General features: G+C 64.0%; 26 protein-coding genes and 1 tRNA gene. 19 read left to right on the top strand and 8 right to left on the bottom strand.

Going from position 1 to position 26,812, the window contains the following annotated elements; translation table 11 throughout:
• Positions 1-3: 3 nt before the first annotated feature.
• From FOY51_RS16270 to FOY51_RS16235, 8 genes are all read left to right on the top strand, one after another.
• Positions 4-1,182, top strand: a complete 1,179-nt coding sequence (locus FOY51_RS16270) for an MCE family protein (RefSeq protein ID WP_149431302.1) — start codon at positions 4-6, stop codon at positions 1,180-1,182.
• Positions 1,179-2,201 carry an MCE family protein gene (locus tag FOY51_RS16265; RefSeq protein WP_149431301.1) on the top strand — a complete coding sequence of 341 codons (1,023 nt, stop codon included), beginning with the start codon at positions 1,179-1,181 and terminating at the stop codon, positions 2,199-2,201. The genes FOY51_RS16270 and FOY51_RS16265 overlap by 4 nt, the downstream gene beginning before the upstream one ends.
• A complete protein-coding gene (locus FOY51_RS16260; protein WP_149431300.1) occupies positions 2,198-3,259 on the top strand; it encodes an MCE family protein in 1,062 nt (353 codons plus the stop codon). The genes FOY51_RS16265 and FOY51_RS16260 overlap by 4 nt, the downstream gene beginning before the upstream one ends.
• Complete coding sequence (locus FOY51_RS16255; protein WP_149431299.1) at positions 3,256-4,536, top strand: MCE family protein; 1,281 nt, start codon at positions 3,256-3,258, stop codon at positions 4,534-4,536. The genes FOY51_RS16260 and FOY51_RS16255 overlap by 4 nt, the downstream gene beginning before the upstream one ends.
• The gene (locus tag FOY51_RS16250) at positions 4,533-5,768 is read left to right on the top strand and encodes an MCE family protein (RefSeq protein ID WP_149431298.1); all 1,236 of its coding nucleotides are present in this window, start codon (positions 4,533-4,535) and stop codon (positions 5,766-5,768) included. The genes FOY51_RS16255 and FOY51_RS16250 overlap by 4 nt, the downstream gene beginning before the upstream one ends.
• On the top strand, positions 5,765-7,168 hold the full coding sequence (locus FOY51_RS16245; RefSeq protein WP_149431297.1) for an MCE family protein: 1,404 nt from the start codon (positions 5,765-5,767) through the stop codon (positions 7,166-7,168). The genes FOY51_RS16250 and FOY51_RS16245 overlap by 4 nt, the downstream gene beginning before the upstream one ends.
• Positions 7,165-7,917 (top strand): Rv1363c family protein, encoded by a 753-nt coding sequence (locus tag FOY51_RS27625; RefSeq protein ID WP_235916405.1) that lies wholly within the window; start codon positions 7,165-7,167, stop codon positions 7,915-7,917. Before FOY51_RS16245 ends, FOY51_RS27625 begins: the two co-directional genes overlap by 4 nt.
• Before the next feature lie 62 nt (positions 7,918-7,979).
• Complete coding sequence (locus FOY51_RS16235; RefSeq protein ID WP_149431450.1) at positions 7,980-8,441, top strand: Rv1363c family protein; 462 nt, start codon at positions 7,980-7,982, stop codon at positions 8,439-8,441.
• Here FOY51_RS16235 and FOY51_RS16230 read toward each other — a convergent pair.
• Positions 8,438-9,907, bottom strand: a complete 1,470-nt coding sequence (locus tag FOY51_RS16230; RefSeq protein WP_149431296.1) for an alpha,alpha-trehalose-phosphate synthase (UDP-forming) — start codon at positions 9,905-9,907, stop codon at positions 8,438-8,440. The two genes, FOY51_RS16235 and FOY51_RS16230, sit on opposite strands and share 4 nt — an antisense overlap.
• A gap of 79 nt (positions 9,908-9,986) precedes the next feature.
• Positions 9,987-10,160 (bottom strand): hypothetical protein, encoded by a 174-nt coding sequence (locus FOY51_RS27250; protein WP_187776355.1) that lies wholly within the window; start codon positions 10,158-10,160, stop codon positions 9,987-9,989.
• 174 nt (positions 10,161-10,334) lie between these two features.
• Here FOY51_RS27250 and FOY51_RS16225 point away from each other — a divergent pair, with 174 nt between their 5' ends.
• Both FOY51_RS16225 and FOY51_RS16220 read left to right on the top strand, forming a co-directional pair.
• Entirely contained in the window at positions 10,335-11,138 is an 804-nt protein-coding gene (locus FOY51_RS16225; RefSeq protein ID WP_149431295.1) for an alpha/beta fold hydrolase, read from the top strand.
• Positions 11,139-11,244: 106 nt separating this feature from the next.
• Positions 11,245-11,493 (top strand): MbtH family protein, encoded by a 249-nt coding sequence (locus FOY51_RS16220; protein ID WP_149431294.1) that lies wholly within the window; start codon positions 11,245-11,247, stop codon positions 11,491-11,493.
• 52 nt (positions 11,494-11,545) lie between these two features.
• On the opposite strand, the gene FOY51_RS16215 is transcribed toward FOY51_RS16220, so the two are convergent.
• Positions 11,546-13,000 carry a threonine/serine exporter family protein gene (locus FOY51_RS16215; RefSeq protein ID WP_149431449.1) on the bottom strand — a complete coding sequence of 485 codons (1,455 nt, stop codon included), beginning with the start codon at positions 12,998-13,000 and terminating at the stop codon, positions 11,546-11,548.
• A 46-nt stretch (positions 13,001-13,046) separates the two neighbouring features.
• The gene (locus FOY51_RS16210; protein WP_149431293.1) at positions 13,047-13,427 is read right to left on the bottom strand and encodes a nuclear transport factor 2 family protein; all 381 of its coding nucleotides are present in this window, start codon (positions 13,425-13,427) and stop codon (positions 13,047-13,049) included.
• Positions 13,428-13,488: 61 nt separating this feature from the next.
• Between FOY51_RS16210 and FOY51_RS16205 the strand changes: the two genes are divergently transcribed.
• A tRNA-Thr gene (locus tag FOY51_RS16205) sits at positions 13,489-13,560 on the top strand.
• Positions 13,561-13,616: 56 nt separating this feature from the next.
• Positions 13,617-14,717 carry a YncE family protein gene (locus FOY51_RS16200; protein WP_149431292.1) on the top strand — a complete coding sequence of 367 codons (1,101 nt, stop codon included), beginning with the start codon at positions 13,617-13,619 and terminating at the stop codon, positions 14,715-14,717.
• Between the two features lie 87 nt (positions 14,718-14,804).
• Here the strand turns inward: FOY51_RS16200 and FOY51_RS16195 are convergent, their stop codons facing one another.
• A complete protein-coding gene (locus FOY51_RS16195) occupies positions 14,805-16,628 on the bottom strand; it encodes a hypothetical protein (protein ID WP_149431291.1) in 1,824 nt (607 codons plus the stop codon).
• A 305-nt stretch (positions 16,629-16,933) separates the two neighbouring features.
• On the opposite strand from FOY51_RS16195, the gene FOY51_RS16190 reads away from it, so the two are divergent.
• The 4 genes from FOY51_RS16190 (at position 16,934) to FOY51_RS16175 (ending at position 20,025) form a co-directional block, all read left to right on the top strand.
• On the top strand, positions 16,934-17,227 hold the full coding sequence (locus FOY51_RS16190) for a chorismate mutase family protein (RefSeq protein WP_149431290.1): 294 nt from the start codon (positions 16,934-16,936) through the stop codon (positions 17,225-17,227).
• Between the two features lie 91 nt (positions 17,228-17,318).
• On the top strand, positions 17,319-17,879 hold the full coding sequence (locus FOY51_RS16185; protein ID WP_214633111.1) for a LemA family protein: 561 nt from the start codon (positions 17,319-17,321) through the stop codon (positions 17,877-17,879).
• Between the two features lie 3 nt (positions 17,880-17,882).
• The gene (locus tag FOY51_RS16180; RefSeq protein WP_149431289.1) at positions 17,883-19,310 is read left to right on the top strand and encodes a DUF2207 family protein; all 1,428 of its coding nucleotides are present in this window, start codon (positions 17,883-17,885) and stop codon (positions 19,308-19,310) included.
• A 19-nt stretch (positions 19,311-19,329) separates the two neighbouring features.
• Positions 19,330-20,025 carry a dienelactone hydrolase family protein gene (locus FOY51_RS16175; protein WP_149431288.1) on the top strand — a complete coding sequence of 232 codons (696 nt, stop codon included), beginning with the start codon at positions 19,330-19,332 and terminating at the stop codon, positions 20,023-20,025.
• Here FOY51_RS16175 and FOY51_RS16170 read toward each other — a convergent pair whose 3' ends face one another.
• Both FOY51_RS16170 and FOY51_RS16165 read right to left on the bottom strand, forming a co-directional pair.
• Positions 20,026-22,095, bottom strand: a complete 2,070-nt coding sequence (locus FOY51_RS16170) for an FUSC family protein (protein ID WP_149431287.1) — start codon at positions 22,093-22,095, stop codon at positions 20,026-20,028.
• 23 nt (positions 22,096-22,118) lie between these two features.
• Positions 22,119-22,775 (bottom strand): M50 family metallopeptidase, encoded by a 657-nt coding sequence (locus tag FOY51_RS16165; protein WP_149431286.1) that lies wholly within the window; start codon positions 22,773-22,775, stop codon positions 22,119-22,121.
• A gap of 96 nt (positions 22,776-22,871) precedes the next feature.
• Here FOY51_RS16165 and FOY51_RS16160 point away from each other — a divergent pair, with 96 nt between their 5' ends.
• Both FOY51_RS16160 and FOY51_RS16155 read left to right on the top strand, forming a co-directional pair.
• Positions 22,872-23,576 carry a response regulator transcription factor gene (locus FOY51_RS16160; RefSeq protein ID WP_149431285.1) on the top strand — a complete coding sequence of 235 codons (705 nt, stop codon included), beginning with the start codon at positions 22,872-22,874 and terminating at the stop codon, positions 23,574-23,576.
• Positions 23,577-23,601: 25 nt separating this feature from the next.
• On the top strand, positions 23,602-25,023 hold the full coding sequence (locus tag FOY51_RS16155; RefSeq protein WP_371830453.1) for a sensor histidine kinase: 1,422 nt from the start codon (positions 23,602-23,604) through the stop codon (positions 25,021-25,023).
• On the opposite strand, the gene FOY51_RS16150 is transcribed toward FOY51_RS16155, so the two are convergent.
• Positions 24,999-25,424 carry an HIT family protein gene (locus tag FOY51_RS16150; RefSeq protein ID WP_149431284.1) on the bottom strand — a complete coding sequence of 142 codons (426 nt, stop codon included), beginning with the start codon at positions 25,422-25,424 and terminating at the stop codon, positions 24,999-25,001. The two genes, FOY51_RS16155 and FOY51_RS16150, sit on opposite strands and share 25 nt — an antisense overlap.
• A 111-nt stretch (positions 25,425-25,535) precedes the next feature.
• Here FOY51_RS16150 and FOY51_RS16145 point away from each other — a divergent pair, with 111 nt between their 5' ends.
• The gene (locus FOY51_RS16145) at positions 25,536-26,774 is read left to right on the top strand and encodes a bifunctional glycosyltransferase family 2/GtrA family protein (RefSeq protein WP_235916418.1); all 1,239 of its coding nucleotides are present in this window, start codon (positions 25,536-25,538) and stop codon (positions 26,772-26,774) included.
• Positions 26,775-26,812: the final 38 nt, after the last annotated feature.

The raw sequence follows: 26,812 nt of genomic DNA, 5'->3' as shown, positions 1-26,812 counted from the left end.
GACGTGTCGGAGCGGAGTTGGGTCAAGAAAGCGGCAGGGCTGGGCCTCGTGCTCGCCCTCGTCGCGATCGCGGCTGCCGCAATGACGATGTTTGCAGGTGGATTCACCCGCACGTCGCCCATCACTGTCACCGCCCCGCGCTCCGGCCTGGTGATGGACCCCGACGCCAAAGTGAAAATGCGGGGAGTCGAGGTGGGTCGGGTCAAGTCGATCGCGGAGACGACCGACGGCGCAACCTTGGTCCTGAACATGAACCCGGACATGCTGAAGCTGATTCCGTCGAATGCCAAGGTGGACATCAAATCCACCACGGTCTTCGGTGCGAAGTACGTCAACTTCGTCGTCCCGGAGAATCCGTCGCCGAATCACCTCGCGGCAGGCGCGACCGTGGCAGCCGACGCTGTGACCGTCGAGTTCAACACTCTGTTCCAACACCTGTCCGACGTACTGCAGAAGCTGGAGCCGGAGAAACTGAACGCCACGCTCGGTGCGCTCTCGACGGCGTTGAGTGGCCGCGGTGACGAGTTGGGGCAGCTGCTCGGTGACACCGACTCGTACCTGAAGAAGATGAACCCGAGTCTGCCTGCGCTGCAACGCGATTTCACGTCGGCCGCCGGCGTGACCAATACCTACGCCGACAGTGCTCAGGACTTTCTGAAGACGATTCAGAACATCACCGCGACGAGCGGAACCATCGTCGACGAACAGCAGAATCTCGATTCGCTGCTGACGAACGTCACGGGCCTCGCCAACACCGCGGGTGGTGTGCTGAACGACAACGAGAAGAATCTCGAAACCGCGCTGGATCTGCTTCGCCCCACCACAGGCCTGCTCGACGAATATTCGCCGATGCTCAAGTGTTTGATCGTCGGGCTCGATCAGGGGCGCGTGGTCGGTGAAGACATCTTCGGTGGCCTGCAGGAAGGTGTGGCGCTCAATGCCGGGTTCGAGTGGGGCGCACGGCCGTACACCTACCCGAAGGACCTACCCAAGGTCGCCGCAACGGGTGGCCCGAACTGCTGGGGCCTGCCGGACCCGGTACACGGATCGCACGCGCCGTTCGTGGTTGCCGACACCGGCACCGTCCCGTACGTGCCGAACACCCAGTTCGCCGTCAACGGACCCAAAATTTTCCAGCTGCTCTACGCGGGTCTGCTCCCCGGGCAGGTGCCAGGTCGATGAAAAATACTGCCAATACGGTGAAGCTGCTGATATTTACGCTCGTGATGGTGCTGATCTTCGCCGGCCTCGCGATCGTATTCAGCCAGGTTCGCTTCGCGAGCACCGAGAGCTACAACGCCACCTTCACCAGCGCGTCCGGCCTGGGCGTGGGTGACAAGGTGCGTATAGCCGGGGTCCCGGTCGGCTCCGTCAAGGGAGTGAAGGTCGGCAAGGACGATCTGGCGCACGTCGAGTTCGACGTCGACAAGAAGTATCCGATCTTCAAGAGCACCAAAGCGACTGTGCGCTACGAGAACCTGGTCGGCGATCGCTACATGGAGTTGATGGAGGGCACCGGGTCGATGGAGCAATTGGCGGACGGTGGCTCCATCCCCAAAGAGCAGACATCGCCCGCCTTGGATCTCGACTTGCTGCTCGGCGGATTCAAACCCCTACTCCGCGCACTCGATCCGAATCAGGTCAACCAGTTGACCAGCGCTCTGCTGCAGGTCTTCCAAGGCCAGGGTGACCAGCTGGTGTCCTTGCTCAACGGCGCGGGGTCGTTCACCAAGACGCTGGCCGATCGGGACGAACTGATCGGCAGCGTGATCAACAACCTCAACACTGTGATCAAGACGATCGACGATCGTGGGGATCAGTTCTCCACCACCATCGATCAGCTGCAGCAACTGGTGAGCGGGCTGGCTCAGGATCGCGACCCGATCGGCGCGGCGATTCCCCGAATTGCCGGTGCGACAGGCGATCTGGCCAAACTGCTGCAAGAGGCACGCCCGGACCTTCGCGAGACCATTGCGCAAACCGGCAGGACCGCAAACCAATTGGACCTCGGCAAGGACACTCTCGACTCGGTGCTGCAACAGCTACCCGCGACATACCGCAAGTTGGTGCGCGTCGGTTCGTACGGCTCGTTCTTCCAGTTCTACGTCTGCTCGACGCGCATGAAGCTGACCGGCCCCGACGGCAAGGACATCATGATCGTTCTGCCGGGCGGACAAGAGACGGGGAGGTGCGCGCGATGAGTGATCGAAAGATCTCGAACCCCGTGAACGTGGGCATCGTCGGCATCGTGGTCGGCCTCATGATCGTGATCGCGACCCTGCAATACGACCGGCTGCCGTTCCTGCGATCCGGCATCACCTACACCGCCGATTTCGCCGATGCCGGCGGCCTGTTACCCGGCGACCAGGTCGAAGTTGCGGGCATCAAGGTCGGCAAGGTCGAGAAGATTTCGCTGGACGATCAGAAAGTACTCACGCGGTTCACCGTCAGTGAGGGAATTCAGCTGGGCGACAAGACGACTGCGGCGATCAAGACCAACACGGTGCTCGGCCGCAAGTCGTTGACCATCACTCCGGCAGGTGAGGGTGCGATCGATCGAGACGACACCATCCCGCTGGATCGGACCACCTCGCCGTACTCGTTGACGGATGCGCTGGGCGACCTCAGCAACACTGTGCACGACTTGGACACAGCTCAGCTGAGCAACACCCTGAACGCGATGTCCGATTCGCTGCAGAACACACCGGCGCCGCTGCGTTCTGCGCTCGACGGCATCAGCAGGCTGTCGGAAAGCATCAATGCCCGCGACGAAAGTTTGCGCCAGCTGCTGAACAAGGCGAAGGACGTCACGCAGATCTTGGCCGACCGCGGCGGTCAGATCAACGCGCTGCTGTTGGACGGCAATCAGCTGCTCGGCGAGCTGGATCGGCGTCGTGCATCGATCAGTGAGCTGATCTCCAACATCTCGTCGGTGTCGCAGCAGCTGAGCGGTGTGGTGAACGACAATCAACAGCAGATGCGACCGACGTTGGACAAGTTGAATTCTGTGGTCGCAGTGTTGCAGAAGAACAAGGATAACCTCGGGAAAGCCCTGGACGGTCTTGCGCCGTATGCCAATACGCTCGGCGAGGCGGTGGCAAGCGGCCCGTACTTCCAGGCGTACGTGTCCAACATCAACGGGTTCTATACGCAGACGCTGGCCGACGCACTCGTGTGGCCACAACACGTACCCGACGACCTGCGGGCAATGCTGACCCAGCCGGGACCGTCTATCAAGCTGCAGGATCGGCCGAAATGACCGCACTCACCGCACGGCGACCCAGCAAGAAGTGGCTGGCGATCGGAGCGCTCGCTCTGGTCGCGATCCTGCTTGCGGTCGGGGCTTTCGTCTACTTCTCGCGGCTCGGTAAGAACACGATCGTGGGCAACTTCGTGTCGACCACCGGCCTGTATGCGGGCGACGACGTTCGCGTCCTCGGCGTGAAGGTCGGCAAGGTGGACAAGGTGGAACCCGGTGGCGATTCCACCAAGGTGACGATGTCGGTCGATTCGAACGTGCACATCCCCGCCGATGCAAAAGCGGTGATCATTGCGCAGTCACTGGTGTCGGCACGGTTCGTCCAGTTGACGCCCGTCTATTCCGGTGGCCCGGCGATGGCCGACGACGCGTCGATTCCGGTGGAGCGCACCGCTGTTCCGGTCGAATGGGACGACATCAAGACCGAACTGACCAAACTCTCCGATGCGCTCGGCCCCAAGGGAAGTGACGAGCAGGGCTCGTTCGGTCGGTTGGTCAACACCGCGGCTGCCAACCTCGACGGCAACGGCACCAAGCTCAAGGACACGCTGCACCAGCTGTCGCAGACCATCAGCATCCTGTCCGACGGTAGGACCGACCTGTTCTCGACGATTCGCAACCTCCAGGTGTTCGTGTCGGCGCTCGCGAACAGCAACGAGCAGATCGTGCAGTTCGGTGGCAGGCTCGCATCGGTTTCGGATGTGCTCGCAACCAATTCCGACGAATTGGGTACCGCGCTCAACGATCTCGACACAGCGGTGGGCGACCTGAAGCGCTTCATCACCGACAACGGCCAGGCGCTCAGCGAGAGTGTCGGTCGACTCGCCGACGCTACGCAGGTGCTTGCCGAGAAGCGGCCGGATCTGGAGAAGGTGCTCCATGTGGCGCCGACCGCACTGGCCAACTTCAACAACATCTACAAGCCTGCCCAAGGCACGCTGACAGGTGCGGTGGCGTTGAACAACTTCGGTAACCCGGTGAACTTTCTGTGTGGTGCCACCGAAGGTCTGGAGACCAACGATTCGCAGAAGACCGCGGATCTCTGTGTTCAGTATTTGGCCCCGGTACTGAGCACGCTGGCGGTGAACTACCCTCCGATTCTCACCAACCCAGCTACCGGCGTCGGTGCTTTCCCCAACCAAATTCGGTACAGCCCACCGAGTTTGGCCGACTCTGTCCCGCCTCAACGTGCGGATTCCATGCCGGTCAGTAGTACGCCGTCGGTCACCGTTCCCGGAAACTTGGGCGCCCTGATGCTGCCGGGTGGTGGGCGATGATCGGCACCCGACGACACCGTCTCGCCCTGGCCTGCGCCGCAATCGCGCTGTCGCTGAGCCTCAGCGGCTGCGAATGGACAGGGCTGAACTCGCTCCCGCTGCCGGGCACCGAAGGCACCGGCGACGGGTCGTATCAGGTCAAGATCCAAATGCCCAATGTCACTACGCTGTCGCAGAATTCGCCGGTGCGCGTCAACGACGTCACAGTCGGCACGGTCACCGGGATCGAGGTGCAAAGTTGGCACGCGCTGGTCACCGTGTCGCTGAACAAGGGTGTGCAATTGCCCGCCAACGCCACGGCGAAGATCGGTCAGACCAGCTTGCTGGGCTCCAACCACGTCGAGCTTGCGCCACCCGTCGACGAGAAGCCGGTGGGAACACTGGAGCCGGGCGCCACCATTCCGATCGAGCGCGCAGGGGCCTACCCGACGACGGAGCAAACGTTGTCGTCGTTGTCGGTCGTGCTCAACGGCGGCGGACTGGCCCAATTGCAGGACATCACAACCGAATTGAACAAAGCGCTCGACGGCCGGACCAGTTCGGTCCGAGATCTGATCCCGCAACTGAACAGCCTGGTCACCAGCCTCGATCAGCAGCGAAACGACATCGTGTCCGCGCTGAGTGGGCTCGACCGGCTCAGCGGGCAGTTCTCCGATCAGCGAAACGTGATCACCGACGCGTTGGACAAAATTCCGCCTGCACTGACCGTGCTGACCGGGCAACGGCAGAACCTGACCAACGCCTTGGTCTCCCTTGGCAACCTGAGTGACGTCGCATCGCGAGTCATCGATACCAGCGGCGACGATCTGAAAGCCAACATCAAGAGTCTCGGGCCGGTGCTGAAGGAATTGGCGGACAGCGGCAATCACCTCACCGATGTGCTGACTATCGCGCTCACGTTCCCGTTCCCGATGAAGAACCTCGATCACGCGCTCAAGGGCGATTACGCGAACCTGATGATGAGCCTCGACCTCACCGGTCCGCGCCTGGACTCCGACCTCCTCACCGGTACGCCGCTCGGCGGCACGCTCGGTGGCGTCGAAGGAATTCTCGGCTCGGGGGCCGGTGTTGCGGGTCAAGCGGGCAATCCCGTCACCGGGCCCCTGCAGACGCCTGCTGCCGCGCCACCGATGGCCGTGCCGCAGCCGCAGATTCCCGGTTTTCCGAATATCCCTGGCCTGCCGAACATTCCGGGCATCACCACACCGCTGCCGGGAGGTGGCGGCCGATGATGCTCTCGAAGTTCGTCCGTGCTCAGCTGATCATCTTCTCGATTCTCACCGTGATCGGCGTGGTCGCCATGGCGACCATCTACGTGCAGGTTCCCGCGATGCTCGGCATCGGGCGCTACGGCGTCACCGTGAAGCTGGCCTCGACCGGCGGGTTGTACAAGAACGCCAACGTCGCATACCGCGGCACCAACATCGGCAAGGTGGAAGAGGTTCGGCTCACACCGGACGGTGTGGACGCCAAACTGTCGATCGAGAGCAGCTACAAGATTCCCTCGGACCTCGAGGCGTGGGTCAAGAGTGTTTCGGCAGTCGGCGAGCAGTACGTCGATCTGATTCCGAACACGTCGAGCGGCCCCGATCTGGGGAACGGCGATGTGATCCCGGTCGAGAGAACCAAGCTGCCGCAGGATGTCGGTCCCATGTTGGACCAGGCGGATCGCTTGCTCGCCGGCGTCGCCGATACCCGGCTGCAGACGGTCATCGACGAGGCGTTCAACGCGTTTAACGGAACCGGGCCCGATCTGCAGAAGCTGCTGGACTCGGCCCGGTTGTTCATTCAGGAAGCGAATTCCAATGTCGATCAGACGAAGACCCTGATCGACCAGATCGGGCCGTTGCTCGACACGCAGAACGACACCAGCGACGACATTCGGGCGTGGACGCAGAACCTCGCCAGGTTCACGGACCAGTTGCGGCGGAGCGATCCCCAATTGCGTTCCCTTCTCGAACGCGGTCCCGGGGTCGCGGCGCAGGCCGACAAGCTGTTTCAAGATTTGAAGCCGACGCTGCCGTTGCTGTTGGCCAACCTGGTGAGCGTCGGCCAGGTCGGGGTGATCTATCACGCGAGCATCGAGCAGCTGCTGGTGCTGTATCCGCCGATCGTCGCTGCCCTGATCACCGCTGCAACGAACGGACCGCGCGACGAGGGTGCGCTTGTGGATTTCCAGATTCAGTTCAACGATCCGCCTGCGTGCACCACCGGCTTCCTGCCTACTGATCAGCGTCGGTCGGGCAAGGACATCACCGTCCCGGACACGCCGACCAATCTGTTCTGCAAGGTTCCGCAAGACGATCCGATCGCCGTCCGCGGAGCCCGCAATGCTCCGTGCATGGAGGTTCCCGGAAAACGGGCCGCCACACCCGAGCAATGCAAGAGCGAAGAGGGTTACGTACCGTTGGGAACCAATCCGCCGTTCGGACCACCGCAACCGGTGGCGCCGGGAGCGGCAGCGCCTGCCTCGTACGAACCGAGTACCACTGCCAAGCAGTACGACGCCCAGACCGGGACGTTCATCGGCTCGGACGGGAAGACGTACTCGCAGCCCGGGATCGCTCCAGGCGGTGCGGCGCGAACACCGACGGACTGGAAGACGATGATGACCGAGCAGCAGGGTAAATGAGCGAAGACCACAAAGACGAGGCCAAGTCAGAGTCGACAGCAACGGGACGGGTACGACGCCGAGCCAGTCGTTCGGCTGGTCCGCCGGTGGGCGCGGAGCCCGCGAAACCTGCCGCATCGCAGCCTTTTGCCGCATCCAAATCAGCTACAACACCAGAGCCTGTGGCCGCGGTCGATCCGAAGCCTGTCGAGATACCCCCGATCGAAGCCGGGTCGGTCGAAGCCCAGTCGGGCAGCGAGTCGGTTGCCACCGCGTCTCGCAGGCGCACCTGGGCGCGCAGAGTGCTGACCGGCGTCGCTGCGTTGGCCGTGCTGGGCCTGGTTGTCGCCGTCGTTCTGCTCGGTATTGCGAGACACTCTGCACAACAACGTGATTCGAAGCGAGCCGAGTACGTTGCCGCCGCCCGGCAGAGCGTGATCAATATGACGACCATCCACCAAAAGACGGCAAAGCAGGACGTCGATCGGATCGTGGCGGGCGCGTCGGGTGAGTTCAAGGCCGAGTTCGGCGACCGCATGGACCCGTTCATCAGCATCGTCACGGATGCGAAGGTCGATACCGACGGCAGCATCATCGAGGCCGGCCTCGAAAGCGAGAGCGGCGACAGTGCCAATGTCCTGGTGGCCGCCCGATCGACGGTGACCAACGCCGGTGACGCCAAGCCGTCGCCGCGCGACTTCAGGCTTCGGGTGACCATCACCGACACCGATGGAAAGCTGACGACGTCGAAGGTGGAATTCGTCCCGTGACCGCCACGACCACCGAGACCGACAAGCCGACCGATTCGCCGCGCTGGGTCCGCAGAGCGATCATGGCGCTCGCTGCGGCAGTGGTGCTTGCCCTGCTGATCGCCGCGATCCTGCTCGGCTACCAGTACTGGTCCGACAAGCAGACCGAAGACGCGCGCGTAGACGCCGTCGACGCGGCGGGCAGGCAGTCGGTTGCCATGCTGTCCTACGACTTCAACACCGTCGATGCCGAATTACCCAAGGCCGAAGACGGATTGACAGGCGACTTCAAGGACCAATACAAGACTCTGATCGATCAGGCGATCATCCCAGGGGCGAAAGAGAAGCAGCTCACCGTCAAGGTGACCGTGCAGGGCGGCAGCGTCGTATCGGCGTCGCGGGACAAGGTGACGACCCTGCTGTTCCTCAATCAGGCGACCACCAGCAAGGACACCCCACAGGCTGTCATCAGCGGAAGCCGTGTCCGGGTGGATCTGGAGAAGCATGACGGGCGCTGGCTGGTCTCCAGCCTGACTCCGGTCTAGCCCTTCTCGTCCTCTGCTTTTTCGTCCGGCATCAGCGCCGAGCCTGCGACACCGCCGTGCGAGAGCGCGGTGAGGAACGAGCGCGCCCACCGGTCGACATTGTGAGTGAGCACCTGCCTACGCAGGGCACGCATCCGGCGTCGGCCCGCCTCGCGGTCTTGTGTCAGCGCGTCGATCATCGCGTCTTTCACACTGTCCAGATCGTGCGGGTTGCACAGGTAGGCCTGTCGCAATTCGGCTGCCGCGCCGGTGAATTCGCTCAACACCAGGGCGCCGCCGAGGTCAGAGCGACAGGCGACGTACTCCTTGGCAACCAAGTTCATGCCGTCGCGCAGGGGGGTGACCAGCATCAGGTCGGCAGCGACGAAGAACGCGAGCAGTTCCTCGCGGGGGACCGGCTTGTGCAGGTAGTGCACCACGGGGTGGCCGACGCGGCCGTACTCGCCGTTGATCCGCCCGACTTGCTGTTCGATGTCGCCGCGCATCTGCACGTAGCTGTCGACGCGTTCACGGCTTGGCGTCGCCAGCTGCACGATCACTGTTTCTTCGGGATCGACGCGATCTTCTTCGAGCAGCTCACGCAATGCGTTGAGTCGGACGTCGATGCCCTTGGTGTAGTCGAGCCGGTCGACGCCCAACAGGATGTTCGTGGGATTGCCGAGCTCTTTGCGGATCTGTTTCGCACGGTCGCGAATGCTCTTGGATTTCGACAGTTCGTCGAGCTGGCCCGAGTCGATCGAGATGGGAAACGCACCGACTCGGACGGTGCGGAAACCCACCTGCACGACGCCGAGTTTGGACCGCACACCCACGTTGCCGCGCGACGTCGGCTGGCCGGCGAGGCGACGGGCCAGGTACAGAAAGTTCTGGGCGCCGCCCGGCAGATGGAAGCCGATCAGATCGGCACCGAGGAGCCCTTCGACGATCTCGGTTCGCCACGGCATCTGCATGAACAGCTCGACCGGCGGGAACGGAATGTGCAGGAAGAATCCGATGGTGAGATCGGGTCGGAGCATGCGCAGCATCTTCGGGACGAGCTGCAGCTGGTAGTCCTGGATCCACACCGTCGCACCCTGTGCGGCCACCTTCGCGGTCGCATCGGCGAAGCGGCGGTTGACCTCGACGTACGCCGCCCACCACTTTCGGTCGTAGACGGGTTTGACGATCACGTCGTGATACAGGGGCCACAGCGACGCGTTGGAGAAGCCCTCGTAGTAGTCGGCGACTTCCTGCGCGCTCAGCTTGACCGGGTAGAGGTCCAAGCCGTCTTCGACGATCGGATCGACATCCACATCGGGAAGGCCGGGCCACCCGACCCAGGCGCCTTTGTTGCCTCGCAGAATCGGCTCGAGGGCGGTGACGAGTCCGCCGGGGCTGCGCTTCCAGCGGGTACCGCCGTCCGGCAGGGTTTCGAGATCGACGGGGAGCCTGTTGGCAACGACGACGAACTCAGAGCCTGCAGACAACAGTGGTTCCTTTGTGTGGGTGACCGTTTGTTTCCGCCCAAGTGTTCCCGTTGCGGAACGAACTCAACCGCTTTTCGGGTTACTCGCCTCGAACGGCGGGACCGATACCGAGCATGGACAGCAGCATCCGGCACTCGTCGGCATCCGTTGCGTAGGCGGCGACGACGCGCTGCGCCTGACGTGCGGTCTCGTCGGCCAACGGTTCCAGATCATCGTCCGCGAGCTCGTTCGCGCTGGTGGTCTTGGTGGCCATTTTCGTCCTCCTGGCTTGCTGCTCGAAAGAGAGCAGGTAGTTCTTGTAATTCGACTCTAGGAGAATCAGTTGCCCCGACGCCACTTCGGCCGTCGCAATCCCCTGCATCCGGCAAGGTGCACTACCGTGGCCGATGCACAGTACGTCATGTGCGTGTCGCGAGGGAGGACGAGGATGCCGGTTGCAACGGTGAACGGGATTGCGCTGAATTACCAGGTGAAGGGCGACGGTCCGCTGGTCGTGCTGATCATGGGAACCGGCAGCCCGGGCCGGGTGTGGGACCTGCATCAGGTTCCCGCGTTGGTGGCCGCGGGTTACCGCGTCTGCACGTTCGACAACCGTGGCATCGCGCCGTCGTTCGAAAGTGCGGACGGCATGACCCTCGATCAGCTGGTCGCCGACACCGCCGGACTGATCCGGCTGCTCGGCACCGAACCGGCCTTCGTCGCCGGAACGTCGATGGGTGCTCGGGTCGCGCAGGAGTTGGCGCTGCGGCACCCGGAGTTGGTACGCAAGGCTGCGTTCCTGGCCGGGCACGGTCGGTTGGACCAGTTTCAGAAGACGCTGTCGGCAGGCGAGAGCGAACTCGACGCCAGCGGCGTCAAGCTGCCGCCCAAGTACGACGCCGCCGTCACCGCCGTGATGAACCTGTCGCCCGCAACGCTGGCAGATCCGAATGCCGCTCGCGATTGGCTCGACGTCTTCGAATTCAGCGGCGGACCGATCAGCCCCGGCGTGCGTGCGCAGCGCAAAATGGATCGCGATTTCAACCGCGTCGACGCATACCGCAAGATTTCCGTGCCCGTACTTTCAGTGGGTTTCGCCGACGACCGGATGATTCCCCCGTACCTGTCCAAAGAGGTCGCGGATGCCATCCCAGGGGCGGTCTATCAGGAGATTCCCGACGCTGGGCACTTCGGCTACCTCGAACGACCCGACCTCGTGAACAAGGCTTTGCTGGATTTCTTCGCCGCGTGATCGTCGCGGCCGTAACACTGCTCTTGCTAGGGTCGACTGATCGGAGCGGAGTCTTCGCAAACAGCGGGGACTTCGAATCATGCGCTTAAAAGACTAATGAGGTGAAATGAGCACCAATCCCTTCGACGACGAAGACGGCCGCTTCTACGTGTTGGTCAACGACGAGGACCAGCATTCCTTGTGGCCGACGTTCGCCGAGGTGCCCGCCGGTTGGCGAGTCGTGTTCGGTGAAGAGAGCCGGGCCGCCTGCGTCGAGTACGTCGAGACCAACTGGACCGACATGCGGCCGAAGAGCCTGCGTGAGGCCATGGCGGCGGACGAAGCCGCTCGCGGCAAGCACCGCGCCGACAGCTGATCTCTTTCGAATCGGGCCAGTACTTCTAGGAGGTACCGGCCCGATTTGCATGTCAGGTTCGACGACGCAGCGGGCCGACCCGAAGTTGCGGCCGCAGCAGCAGTCCTGCGCCACGCAGAATTCGTGGTCGACGCAGGATTCGGGCGAACCACTCGCCGAGGGTGACGCCCGCGGCCAGCGCGCAGCCGATGCCGAAAGCGCCGAAGAGCGAACTGAACCCGACCAGCAGCTGATCGTTGAGCATGGCGTAGAGGCCGCGGTAGAGCGACAGGCCCGGGAGTAGCGGCGTGATCCCGGCGACGGCGACCACCAGCGGGGGAGTCAGCGCACGGCGGGCCATCAGGCCACCGGCGAAGCCGACCATTGTCGCGGCCACCGCCGACGAGATCACCGGACCGAATCCCGCCGACTGCATCAACACGAACACCAACAGACCGGCCGCACCGCCCGCAGCTGCCGCGGTGAGCGCCCGGCGCTCCGCGTAGCTGGCGAGCGCGAACATCAGTGCGGCAAATGCTCCGGCGATCACCTTGACCGGTAGTTGGGTGATCGTCGACGGTGCCAACGTGCTCAACACCAGCGGTTCCGCGTTGAGCAGCGACGCGATCCGTAAGGTGAACGCGACGCCCGCGATGATGGCGCCCGTCATCATCACGAGTTCGAAGAATCTGGCTGCCGCGGTGATCGGGGCGCCGGTGATCGCGTCCTGCACCGAGCCGACCAGCGACAACCCGGACAGCAGCACTGTCACGCCTGCCGCGATGATCTGCGACGGACTGATGTCCACACCCAATTGGTCCTGAAACGAATACACGGCCATCGCAGGCGCGGACGCGATGACACCGCCGACGACATGCTGGAAGAAGAACGGCAGCCCGTATCGGTTGAGCACGCGGTTGGTGCGGTCGATGGCCATGGTGGTGAAGAAGGCCAAGGCGCCCATCAGGACACCGCCGCCGAGGAGCGCAGAGATCGATGCTGCCATCGCCGACCACGCCAACGTGGCGACCCAGCGGTTGTACGGGTGGGGTGCGGAGACAATCGCGTTGAGCGCCTCGTGCGCCTCGTCGGTCGGGAGCGCTTCGAGTCGTATGCGGCGGGTGAGCCGGTCCACGGCGGCGAGACGCGTGAAATCCATGGACCGGTAGTTGACGATCCGCATGGTGCTCGCGGGTGGCAGCGTCGGCCCGCGGTACGCGCTGATGGTGATCGAGTTGTAGGTGACGTCGACATCGCACCGAGCGAGGCCGTACGTGGCAGTGACGAACTTGACCTGCGTGACCGTATCCATGGCTCCGATACCGGAACCGAGAGCGACTTCGCCGACGCGGACGGCAAGGTCGAGCACGGCGGCCACCGTCGCGTCGTCGGTCAGGTCGATCGGCTGCAGCGGCGTCGGCGCCGACGTGACCGTGTCGACCGTTGCCCGTCGATCGGATATCAGCCGGCCGAGGGTGTCGCCTGCTTTGCGCGCCCACCGCGGACCGGCATCCCCCTTCAGGGGCATCGTCATACCGGCGTGGCTGCGTCGAATGGGGTCGAGCGTCATGAACTCATGCGTCCGCGACGAAGTCTTCCTCGCTCAAATCAGTGGCTGCCAAAGCTGATTCGAGCTCGTCGTGCCGGAACACGGAAGTCACCTGGTCGTGCACGACGCGGAACGAGGACGCGACCGTCGACACGTTGCCGGGGTCGTTGGCCCAGGTTGCTTTTTGCTCGACGACGACAACGCCGTTGTGCGTGTACAGGCGGCCGGGCACCAGCTTCACGCCTGCGGTGGTTGCCCACTCGCGCAGGGACTCGATGCCCTGGGTCGCGCCCTTGGGGCCGCCTACCTCGATGTCGTCGCTCGACAGCTCGAGGAGGGTATCGATGTCGGAATCGTTGAGTGCGTCGTGCCAAGCGAGGACCGTTGCGATCTCCGATGTGCTCATTCCTGCAACCTAGTCGGTTCGGCGCTCAGACCGAAGCCCGATATGCTGTTACGGATTTCCCGCCTCCCTAGCTCAGTGGTAGAGCACTCGCCTTGTAAGCGAGCGGTCATCGGTTCAATCCCGATGGGAGGCTCGATCCTTCCCCGACTTGCATCTTTGCAGGGAGGATGTCAGGTACGCTCCCCGATCGTGGCTGACGTTGTGCGCACCCGGGCAAGATTCCTTACTTCCGTACTGGCTCTGACGAGTTGCCTGGTCGCCGGGGCGATATCGGCGCCCTCGGCCAGCGCGCAATCGCCGGACGATCCGGCGGTGATCGCGCGCTCTATCTTCCTCCCCATGGAGGTCGAAGGCACGGTCCAGCAGATCGACCCCGTCGAGCACCGCGTGGTGCGAACGATCGACGGACTCGGCAGCAACCCGTTCGTTCTCCAGGAACTGCCGGACCATTCGAAGATCTATGCCAGCCGGCTGTTTTCGCTCGAGGCGACGCTGCCGGTCATCGACAAGCGGTCTGGCCGGGTGATCAAGAACATCCCGACTGTCGGCGCGCCGTATACGGATATGCGCACCACCGCAGACGGCAGTGAGCTCTACCTGTCGACCACCGCGTCGGTGGTCCAGGTTGTCGATACGAAGACCGACACGATCGCCCGCACCCTGCCGATCGTATTGCCGCCTGCTCCGGGGCACATCGAGGTATCGCCGGACAACAAGACTCTCTACGTTCTTTCCGAGGCGGGCGTCCTTACCCGCTACGACGCTCACACCGGTGCGCTGATCGGACAGCCGCTACTGCTCGGCGACACCCAGACCGGTTGGGGCGCGTTGAACCGGGCTGGTGACACGATGTACGTGCGCACGCTCAGCGGGGTGCGGATCGTCGATCTGCGTTCGTTCGCAGTGGTGCGGACTATCGACATCGGCTTGCTCGCGGCGCCGTTCGTTTTCACGCTGACGCCGGACGAGCGGCAGCTGTGGGTGTGCAATTTCGGCGACAACACCATTTCGATCATCGACACTGCCTCCGCCCGGATCGTGCACACGATCGCTATGCCCGACGGAATGCCTGCAAGCGTTGGCTTTTCGCCGGACGGATCGAAGGCATACGTCAGCAACCTCGGGCCGACGTCGAACTTCCACTACGTTCCGGCGATTCCGAAGCTCGCGGCGCAGCTCGCCAACAACGGGCCAGGAAGCCTTGACATCTACGACACGAAAACGCTGCAGCGTGTTGACCAGATTCCGGTCGGGCGGACCCCACTGTTCGGCATCTATCCGTCCGCGTAGGTCTGCTCTGTTGCCGGGTTGATCACGAGCAAATGGTGGCGGTTGTCGCGGTGGCAGCCACCATTTGCTCGGTGCCGCGTGCCGCGGTCACGGCGGAGTGATCGGGGGTGCCAGGGGTTGGAGCGGGGTACCGCCACCGCCGATGCTGGTGGGGCCGTTGTTCTTTACCGCCGATAGGCTCGTCATGAGCTTCGCGACGTCGTTGGTCCACGGGGTGTTGTCGTGGAAGCGTTGGGAGAAGTCGAATCCGTAGTCCTGGAAGAACTGGGTGGTGTTCGGTGCCGGTGGGCCAGTAGGCAATTCGTTGTGGAGGTCGCCGAACCAGCCGTTGGGGCTTCGCTCGGTGACGAACGCGAAGGAGGCGCCGCCGGCGTCGTCGTTGACGTAGGCGCCGTAGTTCTGCAGCGTCCAGGCGAGCTCTTTGGCGGGTTCGGTCTGCAGACCGAGGGTGCTGATGTCGACCGACTGCGGAATCGCCAGCAGCGTACCCATTTTCATCCAGGTGTTCGTGTTGTTGTTGAAGGTGCCGTACTTACCGACGGCGTCGCCATCGGCTCCGTTTGCCGGCCAGGTGTAGCAGGCAGAGATGGTGGTGCATTTGAACAGGTCTTGCGTCGTGTCGAGGGTGATCCGCAGAGCATGCGCGGGGCCTTTCTGGCCGGGTCGAAGTTCGCCCAGCCTGATGACGCCGCCTGGGTTGCCCGAGGTACCGCCTGCGCCGACGCCGCCCAAGCCGTTGCCGTAGAGATCGATAGCCGGCGACTGATAGTCGTTGCTCGTTGCGTATCCGCCGGCCGTGCAGCGCGCGAACGCGACCGCGATGTTCACTGTGCGTTTGTCGGCAGCGAGCGTCGCGACGCCCTCGTTGTAGCCGTCGGTTCCGACCACGTAATTGCTCGGAATGGGTGCTGTGAATTGCAGCTGGTTGCCCGTCTTCGCGCATCGGCTCGGTCCATCCCAGCCTGCGCTCGAGTAGTAGACACTCGTTGCAGGCGCGGTTGGAGTGAAGATGATGTTGCTGAAGTCGTTGTTGGGTGTGGGTGCCCAAGGATCACCTTCGGGATCAGCGGGCAGATTCGCAGGTGTGTACTGAGCGCCTGTGCCGATCGGCATGTTCCAGATGCTTGTGGAAGCGAACGGCTGTTGGAGCGGATCGCGGGTAGCGCCCGCGGCCCTGAACGCCACAAGGTGCATCACCCAGCTTGCAGACGGCGACATCGTCGCCGAGGCGCTGTAGGAACCTGATGCAGTGACGGTCTTGTCCTCGACGATGTTGTCGCTGGCGGTCGAGCGCAAGGTGTAGCCGGCTCCGGGGGCGGTGGGGGTTCCGTTGTCGGCGGCTACACCGAGAAGAAGGTCGTTGGCGTAGGTGGTCGCGACTTGGCCGGAGTTGAGGGAGGCCGAATTTCCCTGCGCGGCAACCGAGACGTCCAGCGGGTTGGTCGTATCCAGCCCGGAGTACTCGACCGCGTACGCGTCGACGCTACTGCTGGCAGGATAGGTGACCGTCACACTCGTCGCACCGCCCTTGAGGTTTTTGGCGTAGAAGACCTGTGAGTAACCCGCGTTGTTGTTCCACTTCGTCGGTGCAGCGACAGAGGTGAACGCATCACCTGCGTTGTCCGTCACGGTTGCCGAGCTCGCGTTGATGCCCCAATCCGTGTACACCGCAAGGAGATTGCCCGCACTGGTCGCGGACAGTGGCAGCGTCAGCGATGCCGCGGTCACAGAGGTGCTCGCTACTTGTACGAACGCCGGCGTTGCCGCGCGGGCGATCGCGGGAGACAGCAACGTCGAGGCCGCCGGAACAAGAACTGCCACCAGGCCACCGACGACCAAGGTTGCGGCCCATCGAAAGTTGCTCTGACGCCGCTGCTTCCGGCGCGTATTGAAACCGATCGAATGACTCATGATGTGTCCTCACCGTGTCGGATCCAGCGAAGCGTCATCGATATGGTGGCATCACCTGAACCATCAGCAACACTGGTCTCAGATATCACATAGATAACAATCGGTCGGTTTGTGCGCCTCGCACTTGGCCGCGAACGGGCTCTCAGGGCGGCAACGTCCGAGAAGTGGCCGCCCCCAGAGCCCGCTCGGCGTTCACGTAACCCGCTGGTCGAACCCGAGTAGTGAACTACGCGTGCCTCGCTCTCGTGTGCTCAATACCTTGTGAGAACAAGGAACACCCGACAGCGAGTCGCAAGGAGCTCGACATGAACATCTTCATCGACTACCCAGAGTCCGAGGAACGGCTGATCACGAGCGAAGCCGAGATCGGCGAGCTGTGCCGTGGCGTCGATGGGATCGATGATCAGATCCTTGCTGCGGTCGTCAGTCGCATCGAGCTTTCTCGTCGCATCGCAACAGTCGAACGTGCTGCCGGTCGATGCCACCAGCACAGCCGCGACAACGCCGTGATCAGCCGATACGGTCAGTTGGGTAGGGACGGTCGCGCGCTCGGCCGGTTGATGGTCCGACTCGCGCATCCGCACCGCGCCACGGGGTAGCCCTTTCCCACCCCTTGGGTACCTAGTTCCGCGGGCTTTGCCACCCGAGACTTGATGCAACCAGTCTCGACAAACAACATAGGTGGCAGTCGTGGGTGTCCTGATCGTTCTCGTCGTCCTGGCGGTGCTGGCGGTCCTCATCGCGGGCGCCGCCATCGGGATCTACAACAAGCTGGTTCGCAAACGGAACGGCGTCGACAACGCCTGGGCGCAGATCGGCGTCCAGCTCAAACGGCGCTACGACCTGATTCCGAACCTCATCGTAACGGTCAAAGGCTATGCCGCCCATGAGCGTCAGACGTTCGAGTCGGTCACCGCGGCTCGGGTGGCGGCAATGGCGGCGACCGGACCGGTCGAGAAGGCGAAGGCCGAGAACGCGTTGACGTCGGCGCTGCGAAGTGTGTTCGCTGTCGCGGAGGCGTATCCGCAGCTGCAGGCGAGTCGTAACTTCTCCGAGCTGCAGGGCGAGCTGTCCGACACCGAGAACCGCATCGCGTACTCACGGCAGTACTACAACGACGCGGTGCTCACCTACAACAGCGCGGTGCAGACTGTGCCGTCGAACATCGTGGCAGGCACGTTCGGCTTCGGCCCGCGGGAGTTCTTCACCGCACCGGAGTCCGACCGCGGCCCCGTCCACGTCCGCTTCTGAGCCATGAGCGCGGGTGCCATCGTGGCCGTGTTGTGCGCGGTCGCGACCATCGCCGGTTGGCTGGGTTTGCTTGGCTGGCTGATGTTTTCGACCAAGACACCGTCGATACGGACGGGACCGCCGACACAGGCGCTCCGACCGGAAGCGCCTGCCCTCGTCGACTTCGTCACCGGCGACTGGAAGCTGTGCGACGAAGCCGCATCAGCCACCCTGCTCGATCTTGCCGCTCGCCGATTCGTCACCATCGAAGAGGTTGGGCCGGAACTGTCGCTAGTGCGCCTCGGCAGAAATGTGGACACGAGCGCGCTCACCCGCTACGAGCAGTTGGTCATCGACCACGTCACCAAACTCGCCACCGCGGACGGTGTCGTCGCTACCGGTGCCCTCGCCGAAGGGGCTCGAAATCTCGGCAGCTGGTGGAAGAAGTTCAGCCGCGCCGTCCGCGACGAGGCAAGAGCTGCAGGGCTTTCCGAGGCGCGCTGGCTTCCGGTTCACCGCACCATCCTGACCGGTGCGGCCGCGATTCCGGCTGTGACGACCGCGATCGCTGCCGCTCTGTACCTGCCGCTGAACAGCAGTGGTGAGCGAGACCCCTTCGGTGCGTTGATCTTCGGTTTCTGCATCGTGTTTCTCGCGCTGGTCTCGTTGCAGGAGAAGGTGAACGGCGAACGCGGTACTCGTCTGGGTGCCGAGGTTGCCGGGCACTGGTTGGGCGTGCAGGACCACATGGCCACTGCACGATTCGGCGAGCAGCCGGCCGCGGGCGTCACCGTGTGGGGCCGTCCACTCGCCTACGCCGCAGCCCTCGGGCTTGCGGAACGCGCCGTGGTCAGCCTCCCGATCAGCACGCCTGCCGACGACGGCAAGGCATGGTCGGACTACGGCGGCATGTGGCATCAGGTGCAGGTGCGCTATCACGGCAAAGGGCCGTGGGGTCGCTTCTTCTGGGGTCGGACGGCGTGGAGCGGCATCGGCAACGCGCTGCTCGGGGTGCTGATGTGCGCGGGCCCGCTGTTCATCGTGTCGATCGTCGCGTCCGCATTCCTTGGTTTTCCGAGCAACCCCATCAGGTTCGCGGTGTTCTGCGCGGGTGTGATCGTCGCGGTGCCGTTGATCCTCGGCTTGATCGACATGACCTCGCGAACGACGGTGACGGGTCAGGTGGTTCGGCAACGCCGGTTCGTCAAGAACTCCAACGACAACAACACCACCTACCGTTACTGGATCGGCATCGACGACGGCTCGGCCCGCATCACCCACGCATACGGCGTCGACGAACCCACGTATGCCGGGCTGCTGGAAGGCGACGTCGTCGAAGCCAGGGTGGGAAAGTGGCTCGGGTGGATGTACGACGTCCGAACCGTCACGCCGTCGCGGCACCGCAGCCCGGCCGCCCCGCAGGCAATCGATCCGACGCAGCCGGCGGTGTAGTCGACTAGATTCGGGCCCCATGACGGACATCAAGCTTCAGACGCCCAACGGCGAGATCGATGCAGTCGTGGAAGTGCCGACGGGAGAGGGTCCTTGGCCGGGCGTCGTCGTGGTGCAGGATGCCCTCGGCCTGGGCGACGATCTGCGCAATATCCTGAGACGAGTCGCCGCCAACGACTACATCGCGATCGCGCCGAATCTGTATTCGCGGGGCGGAATGGCGTTGTGCGTCAAGCGGGTGTTCAGCGAAATGCGTGCGCATCGGGGTCGCTCGGTCGACGACTTGCTGGCAGGCCGCAAGTATCTGATCGACCGCGACGATTGCACCGGGTCGCTCGGCGTTGTCGGTTTCTGCATGGGCGGCGGATTCGCGCTTGTGTTGGCGAGCAAGGGATTCGACGCATCGGCGCCGTTCTACCCGTCGATTCCGATTTCGCATTACGACGAAGTGCTCGGCGGTGCCTGCCCCATCGTCGCCAGCATGGGCGCCAAGGATGTGGTGACGCGCGACGAAGGTCGAGCGCTGCGGAAGAAGTTGGAGGACAACGGCATCGAGCACGATCTGAAGACCTACGACGCAGGCCACAGCTTCGCCAACGACCTGCCGATGCAACCGTTGCTGCGCATCACCGGCTTCGGCTACGACAAGGACGCCACCGAGGACGCATGGCGTCGGGTGTTCGCGTTCTTCGACGCGCACGTGGTCGCAAAATAGTCAGACTCGATCTGCCGCCTCGCCGAGGGTCCGGTTCAACGTGCTCAGTGCGCGAACCGCTGCCCTGGCAGGCCCGGATGTGCTCGTCGCGGTCTGCATCACATCCAAGATCATTGTCTCGCTGACCTTTTCCGGTGCAGGCGCGGCTTCGCCCGAGACGGCACGTCGGACGATTTCGACGGTGCTGCGCACCTGATCCGCGGCGTCGCGTAACGCCGCCGACGTCGCGTCGCTCGGTCCGGTATCGCTTTCGGCGCGCGCGGCATTGACTCCGGCACGAGCGAGCGCATGGGCGGGGCGATTGCTCACCTGCAATGCGCGCAGCAGCCGTTTGGCGCCGCGTCGGCTGCGGGTGGTCGGTCCCATCTCCAGCGGCTTGCCTGCCGTGGTGACTTCTTTGAGAGCGTTGTCGAGACGTCGTGTGCTCGACACCAATTCGGTGGTGCCGCCGGGCGCGGTCACCGATGCGATGCCCTCGTCGATCACCTCGAGCATCCGGTCGAGGTAGTCGTCGACCTTGGTGATCAGCGTCGACCGCGTCCCTGTCGAGAAGATGAAATACGCCGACGCTATGCCGACCAGCCCGCCTGCCGCCGTTTCGGCGATGCGCAATTCCAGTACCTGAACGCTGAAGACGCCGAGCAGCCCGTACAGCATGGCGAGCAGCACCGTGACGAAGAAGGTGAGCCAGGCGTAGGCGACGGTGACCAGGTAGAAGGCGCAGAATACGCAGATCAGCAGCAGCGCGATCTGGAGCGGCGGATTGTGCCCGACCAGTGCCGCGAGCAGAACGCCCGCGATGACGCCGCAGATGGTTCCGACGATGCGATGACCTGCGCGCGTAAGGATTTCGCCGCGGGTGGAGGCGCCCGTGAACACCAGGAAGGCGGTGAGTACCGCCCAGTACCAGCGGTCCGGCGAGATCAGTTCGCCGAGAATGGTGGCTGCGCTGGTCGCGACGGCGACCTGAATTGCGGCCTTGGTACTCGGGTCCAGACCCTCCTGCTTCGCCGGTTCCGCGGAGTCCTTGGGCGCCTCCGCCGCCTTGGTGGTGCGCAAAGCTTCGGTGGTGACGTGGTGGATAGCAATATGCGCGGCCACCGCTCGTCGGGCGACCATCGTCGCGACACCGGCAGGCTTGGACGGATCGGCCTTCGATGCTGCCGCGACGGCCAGTTTGCGGGCAGCGCGGAGCTGATCTTCGGACGGGTTGTTCTGCAGGCACGAGCCGAGGGCGGTGACTGCTTGCCCTAGTCCCGTCGGCCAGGGCTTGTTCGGGTCCATCGCCCAGAGTGCGCTCACCAATTGTTCGGTGGCGATCTGGGCGTCGAAAACACGGAAGGACAGATCGTCGTTGGTGATGCTGAGCAGCTGCGACGCATCGTTGCGGTCGAGCCAGTCGTCGATCATCAACGCGGTTTCGCCGAGTGCGTCGAGGCGCTTCCGCAGCAGATCGCTGTCCCGCTCGCTTCGATCCGATGCGACCTCGAGCACCGAAATCGAGACTGCGCGCAACGCGTGAACCAGCCGTCGCACCTCGACGCGCGGGCGAATAGGAAGGATCAGCGTCCGGACCAGCAGCGTGGCCGACAAGCCGACGGCAACCGACAGCGCCAGCGTCGGGAGTTGGTGCGGCGTCGCCTTCAGGAAGAGCGCGAAGAAGTACGAGATGAACGCGACCATGCCCAACGCGTTGCCGCGCGGACCGTAGCGGCGCACCCAGACGGCGGCGAACAGGACGACGATGAAGCCGACGTCCGCGACCTTTCCGATCGGTGTCAACAGTGCGGCGAGCGTCACCGCACCGATCGAGGGGAAGAACAGCAGCACGGTGGTGACGACGCGACTGCGTTGCTGTTTGTCCTTCACCGCCGCAGACGATTGCATGGCGACGATCGTCCCGAGCATCGCCACGGTCACCGGACGATCCGTCAGTTGGGTGTAGGTGAGCAGTGCCGTCATCGCGACGATGACCGACAGTGTGGTCGACGTGGCGCTGCGAAGCCGAACGCGGCCGGGGTCGGAAATCGCAAGAAATCGCGTGGTGGCAGTCAGCGATTTCAGGAGCATCGTCCAATTGTCGGGCAAGCACCTCAGCCCAGGTACTGCACCCGCCACGCGAGCACTCCGATTGCTACGGAGATGGCGATGAGCAGCAGGATCCAGAACACGCGGGGGAGGTGGGTGAGCCCACGCAGCTGGTCGACATCGGTCTGGCCGGAGCGGTTCTGCGCACCTTCGACGATCGTTCGGACATTGCCGATCAGCAGCACCCAGATGGCGAGATAGCCGAAATGCTCCTGCAGACTCGCGGACCCGTAGTACGCGACCAGCCCGAACGCCGCGCCTACGACAACCAGCACCGCCAGACCGAAGACGTTCCGGATGAACAGCAGCATCGCAGCCATCAGCACCAGTGCACCCCACAGCAGCGCGCGCCGCTGGCCTGCGCCGATCAACACCGCGCCTGCCAATCCGAGCAGCGACGGAGCCAGATAGCCCGCCGCGGCGGTCAGCACCATGCCCGGACCTCGGGGTCGACCACGAGACAGCGTCAGCCCCGAGCTGTCCGAATGTAGGCGGATCCCGGTGAGTCGACGACCGGTGGCCAGTGCGGCGACAGCGTGACCGGCCTCGTGTGCGAGCGTCACGGTGTGGCGGGTCAGCGGCCACAGCGGCCGGATCAGCACCAGCGCGGCAGCGACGACAACCGGGATGTATGCCGTCCAGGTGTGCCAATACGTATTCACCGAGTCGATGATCCCAGACGGCGGGCACGGCAATTCACAGGAAACTCGCAGGAACTCCCCAGACGAAAAATAGCCTGATAGGAGAGTGTGAACGTCGTGACCGTTGCAAATCCCGAAGCCCGCGTCCTGGTGATCGACGACGAACCCACGATCGTCGAATTGCTCTCGGTGAGCCTGAGGTTTCAAGGCTTCGAAGTGGCGACTGCGGCCAATGGCCCCGAGGGGCTCGACAAGGCCCGCGTCTTCCGCCCCGAGGCGATGATTCTCGACGTGATGATGCCGGGCATGGACGGCTTCGGGCTGCTGCGCCGACTGCGCGCCGACGGTGTCGATGCGCCGGTGCTGTTTCTCACCGCTCGCGACGAGGTGGACGACAAGATCACCGGTCTGACCCTCGGCGCCGACGACTACGTCACCAAGCCCTTCAGCCTCGAAGAGGTGGTGGCTCGGCTGCGAGTCATTCTGCGGCGGTCCGGCAAGAACGGCGAGGAAGCACGACCGTCGCGGTTGGCGTTCGCCGACATCGAGCTCGACGACGATACCCACGAGGTATGGAAAGCCGGCGAACCGGTTGCGTTGTCGCCCACCGAATTCACGTTGCTGCGCTATTTCATGGTCAACGCCGGAACCGTGCTGAGCAAGCCTCGGATCCTGGATCACGTGTGGCGCTACGACTTCGGCGGCGAGGTGGGTGTGGTCGAATCGTATGTCTCCTACCTGCGTCGCAAGGTCGACACCGGCGACACCCGCCTGATCCACACCCTGCGTGGCGTCGGGTACGTCATGCGCGAACCTCGTTGACGACGTGGTGAAAAGACTGTCCGGAATTCCCCTGCGCTTCACTCTCGTTGCGGCGCTGGTGGTTCTGGCCGCATTGGGGCTGATGGCGTCGGGTGTGGCGGTGACGTCGGCGATCGAGCGATCGTTGACTCATCGCACGGACCAGCAGCTGCACGACGCCGCGCAGGGCTGGGCCAAACCGCGGTTCGGTCGGCCGCTGTCGCCGCCGAAGGAACCGAACCCGGGCAGGCCGCCCACCCAGTTCTACGTTCAGGTCCGCGATCCCGCAGGTAATACGCAACTGATCATCAACGACGGCGGTGTGACGCCGGATCTGCCCGCCACCTTGGGAACGTCTCCGGAAACCGTTCCATCGGTGGGGGATTCGCCCGTCGAGTGGCGAGCGCTGACAACTGCGACACCTGCCGGAACCACCACGGTCGCGATCAGGCTGACCGAGAACAACGAGACCGTCGACAAGCTGATCGTGCTGCAGATGAGCATCGGCGCGGCGGTGCTGATCGCGCTGGCGTTCGGCGGCTACTTCGTGATTCGCCGCAGTCTGCGCCCGTTGCGTGCGGTGGAGGGCACGGCCGCCGCGATCGCCGCGGGTGACCTGCATCGACGAGTACCGGTGCGCAACAACAACACCGAAGTGGATCGACTCTCCGTCGCATTGAACGGCATGCTCGCGCAGATCCAACATGCGTTCGCTGCCACCGCGGCGTCGGAGGCGGCTGCCCGCCGGTCGGAAGACAAGATGCGACGCTTCATCGCCGACGCCAGCCACGAGTTGCGCACCCCCTTGACCACCATTCGCGGCTTCGCGGAGCTGTATCGGCAGGGCGCGACGAACGACACCGCGATGCTGATGAACCGCATCGAAAGCGAGTCGGCGCGAATGGGTCTGCTGGTGGAAGATCTGCTGATGCTTGCCCGCCTCGACGCGCAGCGACCGCTGGAAAGCAAGCCCGTCGACCTGCTCTCCCTCGCCAGCGACGCCGTGCACGACGCGCGGGCTGTTGCCCCGGAACGCACCATCGACATGGAGGTTCTGGACGGGCCGGGCACACCGGAAGTGATCGGTGACGAGGCCCGGTTGCGGCAGGTGCTCGCGAACCTGGTGAACAACGCGCTGACGCACACACCGACCTCCGCGCACGTCACCGTCCGGGTGTCCACCACCGAAGACCAAGCGCTGCTGCAGGTGGTCGACACCGGTCCTGGCTTACCCGACCACGATTCCGAGCGCGTGTTCGAGCGCTTCTATCGCACGGACGCGTCCCGCAACCGCAGCAGCGGCGGAACCGGGCTCGGCCTGTCGATCGTGTCGGCGCTGGTCGCTGCCCACCACGGGGAGGTGTCCGTGTCGAGCGCGCCGGGCAAGGGTGCGACTTTCACGGTCGCGCTGCCGAGAGTGCGGGAACCGGCGCCCGAGCCGGTTCAGGCGGGGACGGTGTCGCCGTAGCCGAGGTCGCGAAGCGCACCCTTCAACGTCGCCGCAGCCTGATCGAGCGACTCCGCCGACGGATTCGCGTCGGCACCGGAGATGTCGAAATTGTTCATCTCCCACGCCGGGAACACATGCAGGTGCAGATGCGGCACCTCGATACCCGCGATGAGCAGCCCGGCTCGGGGCGCGTCCCAGCCCTTGCGGACGCCGCGACCGATCGCCTGCGCGACGGCGGTGACCTTCGCGAAGACCGCGCCGTCGACGTCTTGCCACTGATCGATCTCCTGGCGGGGTACCACCAGGGTGTGGCCTTGCGTGACGGGAGCGATGGTCAGGAATGCGACGACGTCGTCGTCCTCCCAGACGAATCGACCAGGGATGTCGCCGGCGATGATCGCGCTGAAAACGGATGCCATGGGGCCGAGGATAGTGCCGACCCGACCGAGTCGGGTGCGCACAGCCAACTGCCAGCCTGGACGCAGGATCGCGACAGCTTGCCGCAGCAGAGTTCAACCATGACCAAATCGATGCCGCGATCCGGACGCGCATGGCGGCCGGAGAGCTCGGTGGACCTGCTGGCACCCACTCTCGACATCGTCATCCCCGTCTACAACGAAGAAGCCGACCTCGAGGCATGTGTTCGCCGCCTGCACGACTTCCTCACCGAGGAAGTGCCCTACTCGGCACGAATCACCATCGCGGACAACGCAAGCACCGATTCGACGCTGGCCATCGCCTACCGGGTCGCGCTGGATCTCGACGGCATCCGGGTGGTCCACCTCGACGAGAAGGGCCGCGGCCGGGCGTTGCGCACCGCGTGGTGTGCCTCGGACGCCGAGGTCGTGGCGTACATGGACGTCGACCTCTCCACCGATCTCAACGCGCTGATGCCGCTGATCGCACCGCTGGTGTCGGGCCATTCGGACCTGGCGATCGGGTCTCGGCTCAGCCGCACGTCGCGGGTGGTCCGCGGTCCCAAGCGGGAGTTCATCTCGCGCAGCTACAACCTGATTCTGCGCGCGTCGCTGCACGCCAAGTTCTCGGATGCGCAGTGTGGTTTCAAGGCGATGCGGACCGAGGTCGCGCGCCGCCTGCTGCCGGTGGTCGAGGACAGCGAATGGTTCTTCGACACCGAACTGCTGATCCTCGCCGAACGCATCGGCTTACGTATCCACGAGGTGCCGGTCGACTGGGTCGACGACCCGGACAGTCGCGTCGACATCGTCGACACCGTCAAGAAGGATCTCCTCGGTGTCTGGCGTCTCGGTCGCGCACTGACACTCGGAACGTTGCCGTTGGACGAATTGCGCCTCAGCATGGGACGGGAGCCGCTGGTGCCCGGAGTGCCGCGCGGAATGATCGGCCAGCTCGTCCGATTCGGTGTGGTCGGCGTTGCCAGCACCGTCGCCTACGCGATCTTGTACCTGATGCTGCACGGGGCGGTCGGTGCGCAGGTCGCCAACTTCCTGGCGTTGCTCGCCACCGCGATCTTCAATACGGCCGCCAACCGCGCATTCACCTTCGGTGTGCGAGGCGGCGACAAGGCCGCGAAACATCAACTGCAAGGGCTGGCGATTTTCGGCTTCGGTCTGCTCCTGACCAGCGGGTCGTTGTTCGGTCTGCACGAATGGGTGCCGTCGGCGTCCAAGCATGTGGAGCTCGTGGTCCTGGTCGCAGCGAATCTACTTGCGACGCTTGCTCGGTTCGTCGGACTGCGCTGGGTCTTCCGGCAGGCAGTGGCCGAAAGCAGTCAGCCCGGCAAATAGTGGAGAAACTCAGGCTCGACGCCTGAACTGTCCGTTCT

The sequence above is a fragment of the Antrihabitans cavernicola genome (genome assembly GCF_008297975.1).
Lineage (GTDB): Bacteria > Actinomycetota > Actinomycetes > Mycobacteriales > Mycobacteriaceae > Antrihabitans > Antrihabitans cavernicola.
This window is presented reverse-complemented; position numbering and strand designations above follow the sequence as displayed.

Excerpts from the sequence above, each read along its gene's own strand:
- FOY51_RS16265 (WP_149431301.1), top strand. The coding sequence starts at position 1,179 with ATGAAAAATACTGCCAATACGGTGAAGCTGCTGATATTTACGCTCGTG.
- FOY51_RS16260 (WP_149431300.1), top strand. The coding sequence starts at position 2,198 with ATGAGTGATCGAAAGATCTCGAACCCCGTGAACGTGGGCATCGTCGGC.
- FOY51_RS16255 (WP_149431299.1), top strand. The coding sequence starts at position 3,256 with ATGACCGCACTCACCGCACGGCGACCCAGCAAGAAGTGGCTGGCGATC.
- FOY51_RS16250 (WP_149431298.1), top strand. The coding sequence starts at position 4,533 with ATGATCGGCACCCGACGACACCGTCTCGCCCTGGCCTGCGCCGCAATC.
- FOY51_RS16245 (WP_149431297.1), top strand. The coding sequence starts at position 5,765 with ATGATGCTCTCGAAGTTCGTCCGTGCTCAGCTGATCATCTTCTCGATT.
- FOY51_RS27625 (WP_235916405.1), top strand. The coding sequence starts at position 7,165 with ATGAGCGAAGACCACAAAGACGAGGCCAAGTCAGAGTCGACAGCAACG.
- FOY51_RS16235 (WP_149431450.1), top strand. The coding sequence starts at position 7,980 with ATGGCGCTCGCTGCGGCAGTGGTGCTTGCCCTGCTGATCGCCGCGATC.
- FOY51_RS27250 (WP_187776355.1), bottom strand. The coding sequence starts at position 10,160 with ATGGCCACCAAGACCACCAGCGCGAACGAGCTCGCGGACGATGATCTG.
- FOY51_RS16225 (WP_149431295.1), top strand. The coding sequence starts at position 10,335 with ATGCCGGTTGCAACGGTGAACGGGATTGCGCTGAATTACCAGGTGAAG.
- FOY51_RS16220 (WP_149431294.1), top strand. The coding sequence starts at position 11,245 with ATGAGCACCAATCCCTTCGACGACGAAGACGGCCGCTTCTACGTGTTG.
- FOY51_RS16215 (WP_149431449.1), bottom strand. The coding sequence starts at position 13,000 with ATGCCCCTGAAGGGGGATGCCGGTCCGCGGTGGGCGCGCAAAGCAGGC.
- FOY51_RS16210 (WP_149431293.1), bottom strand. The coding sequence starts at position 13,427 with ATGAGCACATCGGAGATCGCAACGGTCCTCGCTTGGCACGACGCACTC.
- FOY51_RS16195 (WP_149431291.1), bottom strand. The coding sequence starts at position 16,628 with ATGAGTCATTCGATCGGTTTCAATACGCGCCGGAAGCAGCGGCGTCAG.
- FOY51_RS16190 (WP_149431290.1), top strand. The coding sequence starts at position 16,934 with ATGAACATCTTCATCGACTACCCAGAGTCCGAGGAACGGCTGATCACG.
- FOY51_RS16180 (WP_149431289.1), top strand. The coding sequence starts at position 17,883 with ATGAGCGCGGGTGCCATCGTGGCCGTGTTGTGCGCGGTCGCGACCATC.
- FOY51_RS16175 (WP_149431288.1), top strand. The coding sequence starts at position 19,330 with ATGACGGACATCAAGCTTCAGACGCCCAACGGCGAGATCGATGCAGTC.
- FOY51_RS16170 (WP_149431287.1), bottom strand. The coding sequence starts at position 22,095 with ATGCTCCTGAAATCGCTGACTGCCACCACGCGATTTCTTGCGATTTCC.
- FOY51_RS16150 (WP_149431284.1), bottom strand. The coding sequence starts at position 25,424 with ATGGCATCCGTTTTCAGCGCGATCATCGCCGGCGACATCCCTGGTCGA.
- FOY51_RS16145 (WP_235916418.1), top strand. The coding sequence starts at position 25,536 with ATGCCGCGATCCGGACGCGCATGGCGGCCGGAGAGCTCGGTGGACCTG.